At 59.3% G+C, this 12,425-nt stretch carries 9 protein-coding genes; 2 read left to right on the top strand and 7 right to left on the bottom strand.

Annotated elements, in window-relative coordinates; translation table 11 throughout:
• The 7 genes from wrbA to lpxK all read right to left on the bottom strand — a co-directional run bounded on the left by wrbA (position 1) and on the right by lpxK (position 7,391).
• Positions 1 to 636 (bottom strand): NAD(P)H:quinone oxidoreductase, encoded by a 636-nt coding sequence (gene wrbA, locus ACV1FX_RS02515; protein WP_473115934.1) that lies wholly within the window; start codon positions 634 to 636, stop codon positions 1 to 3.
• A 286-nt stretch (positions 637 to 922) separates the two neighbouring features.
• Positions 923 to 1,921 (bottom strand): ABC transporter substrate-binding protein, encoded by a 999-nt coding sequence (locus tag ACV1FX_RS02510; RefSeq protein ID WP_473115933.1) that lies wholly within the window; start codon positions 1,919 to 1,921, stop codon positions 923 to 925.
• A gap of 69 nt (positions 1,922 to 1,990) precedes the next feature.
• The gene (locus ACV1FX_RS02505; protein ID WP_473115932.1) at positions 1,991 to 2,833 is read right to left on the bottom strand and encodes an ABC transporter permease; all 843 of its coding nucleotides are present in this window, start codon (positions 2,831 to 2,833) and stop codon (positions 1,991 to 1,993) included.
• Positions 2,821 to 3,564 (bottom strand): ABC transporter permease, encoded by a 744-nt coding sequence (locus ACV1FX_RS02500; RefSeq protein WP_473115931.1) that lies wholly within the window; start codon positions 3,562 to 3,564, stop codon positions 2,821 to 2,823. Before ACV1FX_RS02500 ends, ACV1FX_RS02505 begins: the two co-directional genes overlap by 13 nt.
• A complete protein-coding gene (locus ACV1FX_RS02495) occupies positions 3,561 to 4,349 on the bottom strand; it encodes an ABC transporter ATP-binding protein (protein ID WP_473115985.1) in 789 nt (262 codons plus the stop codon). The genes ACV1FX_RS02500 and ACV1FX_RS02495 overlap by 4 nt, the downstream gene beginning before the upstream one ends.
• Before the next feature lie 224 nt (positions 4,350 to 4,573).
• Positions 4,574 to 6,163 carry a M24 family metallopeptidase gene (locus ACV1FX_RS02490; RefSeq protein WP_473115930.1) on the bottom strand — a complete coding sequence of 530 codons (1,590 nt, stop codon included), beginning with the start codon at positions 6,161 to 6,163 and terminating at the stop codon, positions 4,574 to 4,576.
• 172 nt (positions 6,164 to 6,335) lie between these two features.
• On the bottom strand, positions 6,336 to 7,391 hold the full coding sequence (gene lpxK, locus ACV1FX_RS02485; protein ID WP_473115929.1) for a tetraacyldisaccharide 4'-kinase: 1,056 nt from the start codon (positions 7,389 to 7,391) through the stop codon (positions 6,336 to 6,338).
• 321 nt (positions 7,392 to 7,712) lie between these two features.
• On the opposite strand from lpxK, the gene ACV1FX_RS02480 reads away from it, so the two are divergent.
• Entirely contained in the window at positions 7,713 to 9,515 is a 1,803-nt protein-coding gene (locus ACV1FX_RS02480; protein ID WP_473115928.1) for a carboxylesterase/lipase family protein, read from the top strand.
• A gap of 410 nt (positions 9,516 to 9,925) precedes the next feature.
• Positions 9,926 to 12,085, top strand: a complete 2,160-nt coding sequence (locus tag ACV1FX_RS02475; protein ID WP_473115927.1) for a xanthine dehydrogenase family protein molybdopterin-binding subunit — start codon at positions 9,926 to 9,928, stop codon at positions 12,083 to 12,085.
• The last annotated feature ends 340 nt before the right edge of the window (positions 12,086 to 12,425 follow it).

Here is a 12,425-nt window from a genome sequence, read left to right as displayed (position 1 = left end):
CTAATCGTGCGTGCGCCCCCGTAGTAGCCATAAGCCCAGAGTGGCAGCCCGCTCGCCCAGCACGGCTGCGCCCTCAAGATCATCCGCACTCGGTCTCACCCGAGTGCCGGCGGGCTTCGTCGTTGCGGTCGCGCCGTAGGGTGCTGCAACGAGATTGAAGATGGGATCGCTATAGCCGGGGGTAACTACGATCATGCCGAGATGCATCATGCTAGTCAGAATACCCATCAGGGTCATCTCATGACCTCCGTGTATCGTGGAAGCCGACGTAAATCCTGAGCCGATCTTGTCTCGAAGATCTCCCCGTTGCCAGTTCTCACCGAGGCGGTCGATGAACCGCTTCATCTCGGCCGACATTGAGCCGATGCGCGTGGGCGCTCCCATCAGCACGACGTCAAACGCGCTTAGATCGTCTGGCTGCGCCACAGGGAACTGTTGGATCTCCGCGAAGGCGGACCCGGTATGTCGGTGCGCGAGCAATTCCGCTTCATCCGTAAGCTCCGGGACGCGATAGACCTTCGCGGTAGCACCCTTAACTCGCCTAGCCCCATCGGCGAGGGCCTGAGCGATGCGCACCGTATTCCCACTGCGGGAGTGGAACAAGACAACCACCTTTACGCCATTGTCGCTCGCCATCTCAACCTCTCATCGGACCGCATTGCGGGACGTCCTGCAGTCGCCAGAAAGCCGCGATGGCAGGGACCGTTGCAGGTCGCTCCTATTTGTTGTTCGGCAGCCTTTCGGTGAGGGTCCCACTGGACGCAGTCGCCGCCCGGGCACTCCTATGGGGCCCCTGCGCCGTTGAGCTCATGCCCGGCCGACCAGGCTATCGAAACCTGGTCCACGCTTCCCGCGCTACCGGCGCAAGCGTTGAGCCGGAGAACAACATTCCTCCAGCTCGGAGGCCTTCCCAGATCGACTATCACTCACGCTTCATCGCTGCCTCGACCAGGCTCAGATCCATAGTGTCCGATAGATTGATAGGGTCCTTGATAATCTCCAGCTTCTCCATCAGGTCCAGATTGGCTTGCATCGCCGCCACGTTCGGCATCATGTTGGGGTCGCGATAAAAGTCCGCCTTGGTGAAGAGCCAGTCCTGCCAGGACGCTTCGGGCATTTTCGTCACCTTCGCCGCGATCTTTACGACTTCAGCGTGATTGGCAGGATCCGAAAACCAATGTGCGACCCGCCGCATGTCGGCGAGAAAGTCGATCAGCGCCGCGCGGTTCTTCTCTATGAAGGTCTTCTTCGCTACCCACACGATGGCCTGACATTCTCCCACGGCATCTGCAGCTGTAAACAAGACCCTATTGCCATCCCTGACCCCTCGTTGTGCCGAAAATGGACGGGTCACGGCGATCAAGTCGACCTTCCCACTCTTTAGCATCGCGCCCATTGTCGGAGCAGCGGCCTCGACGATGTTCACGTCCTTGCGTTCGTCGATGTTGTTCTTGCGCAGCATCGCAACAAGAAGCATGTAGTTGGCACTACCGCGCGCGCTTACAGCGATCGTCTTACCCTTGAGGTCGGGTACGGTACGAATGCTGCTGCTATCGCGTACGAGGAACTCAGTCGAATAATAGTCGGATATGCCGTCCTCTAGCTCGCCGGCGATGATGCTGACGTCCTTCACCCCGTTTTCGTAGGCGACGGCGAAACCAGTGGTCGAAATGTCCGCGATGTTGAGATCGCCGGAGGCAAGGCCCTGTAGAGCCTCGGAGGTTCCGCGGAAACGCGTAACCTCCAGATTGTAGGTCTTGCCGTTGTTCAGCATCAAGTCCTTCTTCTCGAGTACGATCGAACCCCAGTTGGTGACCGGGACAACCCAGGACAACTTGATTGCCGCAGGTTGCGCACCAGCGGACGCATCCATCGACAGCACCAAGCCTGCTACGGCTGCGACTCTTGCGAGCAGCATCATTGTTCTATCCTCCCGTTGATTTGCCGCCTTCAGGCGACGATTGTCCTTGCGCGCCGGATGCGGATCTGGTCACACCGTCGTCGGTGCGACTGCTTCCTGATGCCAACGCAGCAGCCGCTGCCGCAGCGTCCCCAGGATTTTGATCAGAAGGAAGCCGAGCACGGCGACCTCAACGATGCCCGCGAAGACTGCTCTGGAATTTGAGTAGCGAGACGCGTTCATCATGTCCGCTCCGAGCCCGGCCCCGCCGGTAAGCATCTCAGCGACGATACATATGATCAGCGAGAGCGGCAAAGCTACCTGTAGGCCTGTCAGGACTTGCGGAAGGGCCGCCGGCAGCAACACATCCCAGACCAGTTCGGTATCGTTTGCTCCCATGCTCTTTGCAGACCAGATCAGATCTCGCTGAACTGCCGTAGCAGCGGCGATCGTGGCGGTGAGCACCGGAAGGATTGCATCGATGATGATCATGGAGAGCTTCGTCGCATCACCGAAACCCAACCACAACACGATGATCGGCAAAAAGACGATCTTCGGAATGGGAAACGCGATCGAGATGATAGGGTCAAAAAACCACCGAACAGCCCGACTGCGAACAATCAACACGCCTAGGAGGATACCGATAGCGCTGGCGATCGAAAAACCCACCATTGTACGGTAGAGGGTGAGCCACAGGCTGCGCCAGAGTTCGCCTGATATCGCGCTTTCGTAGATGGTTGCGACCACCGAACTGAACGACGGCAATTGAAAAGGCGTGACCAATCCGCTCCTGGCGAACAGTTCCCAGGAGATCGCGAGCACCACCAACGCGATCGAATTACGCCCGATGTTCGCGACGCTTGTCATCACGGCGATGAACCTGACCGAGTCCTGCCGAGGCGAGGATCCCTGAATGCGCGCTACTCGCGCCATAGTAGAAGCCTCCGCGTGAACATCTGATACATGCGATCGAAACCAAAGCCCAAAAGCGCGACCGTAATGATAACCGCATACATCGGAGCGTAGGAGCCGGCGGCCCCATAGAAGCCGATCAGGTAGCCAAGCCCGTCGCGGCCAGAGATCAGCTCGCCGGCCACCAGCAGCACGAATGAGAGCGCCAATGCCGTGCGGACTCCGTTGAGAAGCTCGGGCAGCGCGCTGGGAGCGACGACGTCGAACAAGACACCGAGCCTCGATGATCCCATGCTGCGCGCTGACCAGACGAGCACCGCATCGCTAGATCGTGCGCCGTTGTAGGCACCGATGGTGATTGGGAGCATGCACCCGAGAAAGACAAGCAGCACCTTCGATGCATCACCAAATCCGAGCCAGATGGAAGTAACCGGAATAAGGGCCGATTTGGGCACCGGATAAAAGATCTGCACAAGTGGATTGACGATTGCATTCAGCCCACGCGACCACGCCATCAGAATGCCGAGGCTGCCGCCGAACGCAATCGCGAGGGCAAGTCCTGATCCCGCTCGCTCAAGTGAGGCAAATGCATTGGAAGGCAGCTCGCCATCGCGGACCAGCTCGATGAGTGACACGATTACCGTGCTCAACGGTGGGAGGATGTCGGTCGAGACCAAGCTCGCACGCGAGACTCCCTCCCATATCAAGGCGATTACAAGCAGCGGAGCGTAGTAGACGATGGTGCGTTTCATCGACCGGCAGCTTCCTGAGCCAGCCTGGCTTCGGCTCGGACCAGTTCCTGAAGCTCGTCGACTTTCGCCACGAATTCGGCGCTTCGCACGAACGAAGGATCGGATCGGTCGAAATCACAGGGAACGATGGTTTTGATGCGGCCAGGGCGAGCCGACATGACGACCACGCGCTGCGAGAGATATGCAGCCTCCTGCACGTCGTGGGTCACGAAGATAACCGTCTTAGGAGACCGCCGCCATATACCCAGCAACTCATCCTGCATCAGGCTGCGCGTCTGGGCGTCGAGCGCCCCGAACGGCTCGTCCATCAGAAGAATTTTGGGATCGATCGCGAGCGTACGCGTGATCGCGGCTCGCTGCTTCATACCGCCCGACAGCTGCGAGGGAAAACTGTCCTCGAAGCCGTTGAGGCCGACCAACCTAATGAATTCGCGAGCTCTGCTCTCGGCGTCGGCCTTCGACATTCCCTGCTTTCGCAGCCCGTAGGTGACGTTCTGCAATACCGTGCGCCAAGGGAACAGCGCAAAGCTCTGGAAGACTACGCCTCTGTCCGGCCCAGGTCCTCTGATGTCGCTGCCGTCGACGGAAATGCTCCCTTCGACGACGGGCAGGAAACCGCCGATCAGGTAGAGCAAGGTGGATTTTCCGCAACCGGAGGGTCCTAGCAGGGAGATGAACTCACCGGCCCTGATGCTGAGGGACACGTCCTGGAGCGCAACGACAGGCCGCTTATTTGCCGGCACATAGACGTGCTTGAGATTCTTCACCTCGACGGTGGAGAGCACGGTATTGGCGGAGGCCGTCAGGCCTTCGGACGGCAAGCCGCTCCCAACGCGCGTATCGAGCATGCTTACACCACTTTCTTTAGTAAACTCGGCTCGCCGCAGCGGCCACTGAACTCGCGAGCCCACAGATCAGAGCAAGTAGGGCAAGACCCACGCCGAGCGAATCTCTTACGCATAGGCATTGCTCACCTCCAAAACTGGGCCCGCTGCAAACGCGATGAGGGCTAGGCGATCTGAGCCAACTCCAGAGGCGTATTGACCAGCACCTCGGCCTCTTTGTCGCGAACAACCATGAAATCTGCCAGCATCACCCCGACATCGACCTTCCAGTTTGAGTCGTGCAGGTTGATGTTGTTCCCAAAGGCCATCCCAACTTCGAGCTCCATATCGTCGACCCGCGCGCCGTTGATTGCGTCAACGCCGTACCCGCTCGGGTAGACCACGCTGGGGTGTTCGGGCGACGCCGTTCCCATGGCGTGGAAACCGAGTTCGACCCAGTCTAGTCCTGCCGCTTCGGCCGGCTTGCGGATCATTGCAACGGCTTCACGAATGGTTCGGCCTCGCGTCAATGCGGTTTTACTAACCTGCAGACACTCGACTGCGACATCCCAGATGCGAAGCAATTGCTTCGGCGCCTGACGGCCGAGATACACCGTGTATTCGGTATGGCAGCGATAGCCGCCGTACTTGGTGTGGAGTTCCGATATGATGATATCGCCCGAAGCCAACGGGCGCATGGTTGGCGCAATCGGCTGATCCGACCCATGCAAGGTGTGCCATAGTTCGTTCGCAGGGTGCTCGACCGGGCCGGCCGCCCACAGATTGAAGATGTTGGGTTCGGCGCCGTTGGCGATCTGCGTCTTGATCATCTCTGCAAACACCACCGCCTCAGGTACTCCCGGGCGTGCGGTAGCGATCAGGGCGTCTACGGCCTTGCGGGCGATACCACCCGCCTTGCGTAGCATCCCAATCTCCTCTTCGCTCTTGACGACGCGCATCTCCTCGATGAGCCAGCCGGCGTCAACAAAGGTCGCCCCCGGCAGCGACGCTTTGAGAGCCTCGACCTCTCGGTGCAGCAAGGTCGGGGTACGCTGAATGGTCGACGAAAAGCCCACCAGCCCAATTCGCGCGCGCTCGAGACGGCGACCGCGCAGCTCGTCGACGATCCCCGGTGTTCCGGCGCGCCCGCGAACGTCGGAAACCCAATCCTGGATCGCCGCGAAGGGATTGAACGGCCGATTCATGTGAATAATGCCGGTCCAGACAACCGGATCACCTACGGCAGGGAAGAGAGCATCGCCCCCGATCTGCGCATCCAGCTGAAACATGTACCTGAGGTTTGCCATGCCCATGCCGAAGTAAATGTCGTTGCCGAGAAAGACCAGAGCGTCCAGCTCGGCAAACATCATCCTGCTCCTGGCCTGGGCCCATCGCCTATCCCGCTCGGCGATGCTGAGATGCGGTACATACTGCTTGAGCGCACTTGTCGGTACTGCATCTGAAGGAATTGCGCGCGCAGTTGGCATGAACGCCGGCATCGACATGGGGAGCCTCTCAACAAAATAGGAAGTCGGCGCCGCACCCGATGCCTCGATGGACCCGGGTGCCGCGAAATTGTAATATGTCCGATTTTGATATATGTCAAGAATAACGCGCGGCGGCAAAGCGTCGGCCCACGCTGCGAGCGCAAAAACATCAAGCTGCGAAGTTCGTCGGGAAGCGCGGGCTGGCGCCAGAATGTCGACGAAACCATCGATCAAAGGATGGAAACCGCTCTCAGGGTTGATCGCGGCGCGATCAATCCGCAGCGTCATCGATACGCATTTGTCGCGCGCATATTGCAGACGCTACGCGGTGCCGAATACGGTAGTCGCATGGCTATAATCATCCGTTATGAGCGTTGCTCGTGGAGCGCGTTCGAGAACAGTGAACAGCCCTCGCAAGCAGGCCTTACGAGCACGTTCGCTAAATTCGGACGCGCCTGGTTCAGCCGGTGGAACCGGCCGGCGCGTGGACGCTGGCCTGAAGCCGCTCAGCCAAGCGACACCGTTCGCGGGCCCTGTAGAGATAAGTGCTGATCGCTGCCCGGAGCCCTGCCGGATCGTCGAACTCGATCTCGACCGCGAAAGGCACGGCCTGGTCGTACAGACTGCTGCCGAGCAGTCGCGCAAGATCCTTTTCCGTGGTCACAAGCGTGAGCTGCTCGCGCTTCGCCCTGGCGGAGAGCGCTTCAATATCGGCCTTGGAGAACATTTGATGGTCTGTGAAACGATGCGTGCATGCGACCTCGATGCCGTTCGACCGCAGGATTCGGAAGAAGCGCTCGGGATCCCCGATGCCGGCAAATGCCAGGACCCGCTTGCCGACCAGCTTGGCAACCGTGGCGGAGTCAGGCTTCAGACGCGCACGCAGGACCGGCTTATCGCGCATCGCGATCTCAGCCGCCACATAGTCCGCGGCATGACCATCGCCTATCAGGACCAGCGCGTCAGTTCGCGCGATCTGTGGTGTCAGCGGCCCGCGAAGCGGACCCGCCGGAAACACCTGGCCGTTGCCAAGGCCGCGTTCGCTGTCGATCACAATGAGCGCGGCATCCTTCATGATGCGCGGGTCCTGAAAGCCGTCGTCGAGTAAAATGGCGGTCGCGCCCTGAGACTTGGCGAGCGTGACGCCGCCGAGACGGTTTCGCGCCACCGCGACCGGCACTTCACTCACCATCATCAGCGGCTCATCGCCGACATCGGAGGCGTTGTGACGCTCGCGATCGACCATTACCGGGCCCCTTAACCGGCCACGGTAACCGCGGCTCACCACAGCTGGGCTCTCGCCGAGCTCACGCAAGAGGCTTGTCAATGCGAGCACGGTCGGGGTCTTGCCTGCGCCGCCGGCGTGATAATTCCCGACGCAGATCACGGGGACGCAAGGTTCGAGGCCCTCGCGCGCCATGCGCCGGGCGGCGATTGCGCCATACAGCCCGCCCAACGGGCGGAGCACACACGACAACGGCGAGCGTGGCTGATACCAGAAGGCCGGCTCACGCATTGTTGTCTCCCATGTCGATCTGCAGGCGCAACGGACAGAGCTCGAGCGCGGGCGATGTCGGACTTAACGCGAGTCGCGCGACCGTGGGCTTGAACCCGGGTCTAGAGATGGAAATCCCCAAGGAGGGAACGAACGAGATAAAATTGCAATATGTCCGAATTTGTCATATGTCAAAAATGGCCCCGCGCCGGCCGTGGGCTGCCTTGCGGAACAGACGAAACCAGCGGCAAGCCCCCGCTTGATAGCCAAGGACGAGTCCGATGTTGCGGCTTGCGGAGCACTACCCACCTTGTGAAGACGCATATCTAGGAGACCATCCGGATGAGGGCAATGCCTCGATCTTATCCGGTCCTATCGAGGCAACTTTTATGTGTCCGAGATCATTTCTGGAGGGCAATTTTCACGAGTCCGCTTCTCGTCTCGCGAACGGCCGGGGAGACAGCGCGATCGTGCAGCCCAGGGGACGACGCGGACCTTCCTTCGGGCCTGAGCAGAATTGGATATCGTCGTCCGCAATCACTCAAGAAGAACTCTTGGCGAAACACGGCTGGCGGGACGCATTCGAAAATGGAGAAGCCGATGGCGTCTAACCCAACCAGCGGGCCGGTCGTTGCACTCGATTCTGGTAACGTCCGTGGGATTTCACAGGAACGGACCGAGGTATTCAGGGGGATACCCTATGCCGCGCCCCCCTTGGGGCCGTTGCGTTGGCGACCACCGCAACCCACGATCTCTTGGCAGGGCATCCGCAACGCCGACGAGTTTGGCCCAGCCTGCTTGCAATCGGAAGTTCCATTCACGCCACCCGTGAACGGAACGAGCGAGGACTGCCTTACCATCAACGTGTGGCGACCCTACGGGTCCGACAGGACCAAACGTCCGGTAATGGTGCTCATTCCTGGAGGCGGCTTTTTCAATGGGGGAAGTGGCACCCTCCTCTACGACGGCACACCGTTCGCGAACGCGGGCATTCTTTTCGTGTCCTTCAATTACCGGCTTGGTCGCTTCGGATTTTTTGCCCACCCCTCGCTAACGCAAGCGCACGCCGACGAGCCGGTCGGAAACTACGGTTTTATGGACCAAATTGCGGCCCTTCGCTGGGTGAAGCGCAATATCGCTGCATTTGGAGGCGATCCCGAGAACGTTACAATCTGCGGCGAGTCGGCTGGCGCGCGCAGCGTTGCGGCAATGCTGATAGCCCCACAAGCCAGAGGACTCTTTCAGAAAGCCATCTTACAATCGTCGACGCACGGAATGCATCGTGAGCCGCCGCTGCATCATCAGGCGGGAGTGGCGCGTACGGGCGAATCCCTGGGCGAGGCTTTCTTAGAATACTTTCGATTGGGACAACTCGATGCAGAAGGTTTACGGGCCCTACCTGCCGAGACGATCGTCAGCGGCCTTGGGCAAACCTCGCCGCAGCGCACAACGTTCGCTGGCCCGATGATCGACGGACAGATCATGACTGACTCGTTCGGACGCGCTTTCGAGAAAGGAGCGTTCACTGCTGTGCCGATCATCATTGGCACGACTGATTACGAAGCACAGGTGTTTCTTGGAGGCATCGATTTTGACGGACTTCTTAGCCGTTTGGGCGCCAATCGTGAGCCGCTGCTGCGAGCTTTTGAATCTCTATACCCTGAGTCTGAGCGAGCCGCGCGCCTGTTGACCGAAGCGCTCTATTACGAGCCAGCTCGCGCGATCGCCCGCTCTTTCGCGAAACTGAAGCAGCCCGTCTATTCATACCGCTTTTCGTATAGGGCACATGCCCTTCGTGCAAAGATTGCCGGAGCTCTACATGCGTCCGAGCTGCCTTTTATGCTCGACAATCTGCCGCAAACTCCGGCGACATCAATGGGACCTGACTGGACGAATACGCTCTTCGACGAGCCTCTGACTTTCACGGATGACGACCGGAAGATGGCAAAGGCCATGAACGGATACTGGACCAATTTCGTCAAGACAGGCAATCCGAATGGCCATGGTTTGCCACCGTGGACAGCTAGTTCGATCGAACCTGACGCCATCATGAACTTCAGCGAGACCGGCACGATGTCCGTATCCGACCCCGCGACTGCGCGCCTCGACATGTTCGAATTCGTTAATCGCACTCTTCGGTCCTAGAGCTTCCGAGCATCTGCGTAACCAGCTCATGGCACGCTACTAGTCCAGAGCGCCATGATATGTCGCAATTCCAAAAGCGATCACCGCCGTATCGATTGCCGGCATCACGCGCCGTTCAGCAGCACGTCACTTCGGCAGTATGTGGCTCATTTCGCCAATTGCACGAAATATTCAATGTGTTACGCGCACAACCTGCCTGTAAACGGCCGGAAAACGACAAACATTTGCTTGGCTTACAATATATCCTCTTGGCACCTGCAACGCCGAATAAGGTCCGCACTAAGGGATTTACTCGCGGAGCATAACGCGGCGTCTTTGAGATAGCGTCGAGGGCAAATGATAGACGCATTTCATACAGGTAGTGTTCTCCCCGCAACAATGTCCTTCGGTAAACATAGAGAGATAGTGCGATGAGCGTCCACGAACTCCCTTCCTCGCGCAGAACGTTCCTTGGGGGCGTCGGCCTCGTCATTGGCTTTGCCGTGATGCCGAAGAGCATGGCCCGCGCGGCGCTTTTAGGCGCGCTTCCAGGCGGCCCGGACGGACTTTCTTCCATGAATTCCTTCGTGAAGGTGGGACCGGACAGCACGGTTACTATCCTCTCTAAGCATCTCGAATGGGGTCAGGGAATCCATTCAGGTTTGGCCGCTCTCGTTGCCGAGGAGCTCGACGCCGACTGGTCGCAGATTAGGGTCGTTCATTCACCTATCGATGACAAAGCCTACGCCAATCTCATACTGGTCAGCCGGAACATATTCTTACAGGGGACCTTTGGTTCTTCCGGCATTGCCAACTCGTACGAGCAATATCGTAAAGCCGGCGCCACGGCGCGCGCCATGTTGGTGGCGGCAGCGGCGCAGGAGTGGAGCGTACCAGCCGCCGAGATTACTGTTTCAAAGGGCGTGATCGGGCACTCGGCCTCCGGAAGGAAGGGTGGCTTCGGCGCATTCGCGGAGCGAGCGGCAAAGCAGACCCCGCCAGCCGATCCAGTGTTGAAGGATGCTAGGAATTTCCAGTTGATTGGCCGGGAGCTTCAGCGGCTGGACATCCCAGACAAAACGACAGGCAAAGCGGTGTTCACTCTGGATCTCGAAGCCGAGAACATGGTGGTGGCGTTGGTCAAGCACCCGGATCAATTTGGCGCCAGCGTGCAGTCTTTCGATGATTCAGAAGCGCGCAAGGTTCCGGGCGTGGTCGATGTGAAGGCGGTCTCCACCGGCGTTGCGGTTTATGCGACCGATACCTACTCGGCTATCAAGGCGCGCGACCTGCTAAAGGTCGAATGGAATCTGTCGAAGGCCGAGACGCGCAGTTCCCAACAATTGGCTGCCGCCTATGCCGAGAAACTGGGAGAACCAGGTATAGACGCCATCAAAAAGGGTGATGTCGACAGAGTGTTGGCGGACAAAAGCGTCCGGACCCACGAGTCGCGCATTCTATTTCCGTTCCTGGCGCACGCGCCGATGGAGCCGATGGACGAGCTGTTCGTGCCCCGGGATGATGGTACGCTCGACATATTCTGCGGCTCGCAAATGCCTGGCGTCGATTTGAAGGCGGCCGCCAAAGTGCTCGGGATCGATGCGTCCAAGATCCGTCTCAACGCTCAGCTCACCGGCGGCGGATTCGGTCGCCGGACTACCTTCGGTGGCCCCGGCATGAGCTACGCCGCAGAGGTGTTCAAAGCGGCTGGAGGAAACCGGCCCGTCAAACACTTCCACACGCGTGAAGACGACATCCGAGGAGGCTTTTATCGGCCGATGTTCCTCCATAACTTGCGGGGCGCCATTGACAGCAAGGGCATGATCGTCGGCTGGGATCATGCGATTGTCGGTCAGCGTCTCACTCCTGGCGAAGATGTTGAGCACTTCATGGTAGAAGGCGCCGACGATCTGCCCTATGCCATCCCGAATCTGAGAGTAAAGGCCCACAATGTTGTCCTGGCCGTTCCGCCCATGTTCTGGCGTTCGGTCGGACACACACACACCGGCTTTGCCGTCGAGACGTTCGTGGATGAAATGTTGCAAATGGTAGGCAAAGATGCCGTGCAGGGCCGCCTCTCCCAGCTTGCCGACGAGCGTGACAAGGGCGTGCTGCGACGCGCAGCGGAAATGGCAAACTGGGGCAAGCGCCTCCCAGAAGGCCATCAGATGGGCGTTGCAGTGGTCAAGTCCTTCGGTACCCATGTCGCGGAGGTTGCCCAGGTGTCGCGCAATTCCGACGGTAGCCCCCGCGTGCACAAAGTCTGGTGTGCGGTCGATTGCGGCGTCGTCGTCAACCCGAATTCGGTGAGAGCTCAGATGGAAGGTGGTATCGCTTTCGGACTGGGCGCGGTCCTGTTCAGCGAGATCGCACTGGCGGATGGTGGCAGCGTTCAACAGTCGAACTTCAATGACTATCGCGTGTTGCGCATCAATGAGATGCCGGAGGTAGAAGTGTCGATAGTCAATTCCGGCGAGAAGCCAACCGGCGCCGGCGAACCTGGCGTGCCTCCGGTCGGCCCCGCCGTCGCGAACGCTTGGCGGAAGCTGACCGGAAAACACGTCCAGCGGCTTCCGATCGTAGAGACTTGAACCGTAGCTGCGAGAGGATCTTCGGGCTGGTGCCCTCTACCTGGACATCAGCCCGATGTATTGCACCATTGCCAGTGGGCACGCCCAACACCGGTGGCAAGGCCGAACACAACAATTCGCTGCTCATCCGAGCGATACGAGCGGACGCGAGTCTCGCCCCAACACGTTTTGTCCGTTCTGGACGATGAGCTCCGGAACTGCTTAGACGCGAGATTTTCGTCAATGCGCGATCTTAACGAAATCTCCTCCATGAAAGTGTTCCACGCTTGCGGGATTGCGCAAGGCGTTCATCGCGCGACACGTCACTCGGCCGATCATAGCGGCTACGTGTCTACAGAAC

It is taken from the genome of Bradyrhizobium ingae, from assembly GCF_055791185.1.
The sequence above is the reverse complement of the archived record's forward strand: the minus strand, read 5'-3'. Positions and strand labels throughout refer to the sequence as shown.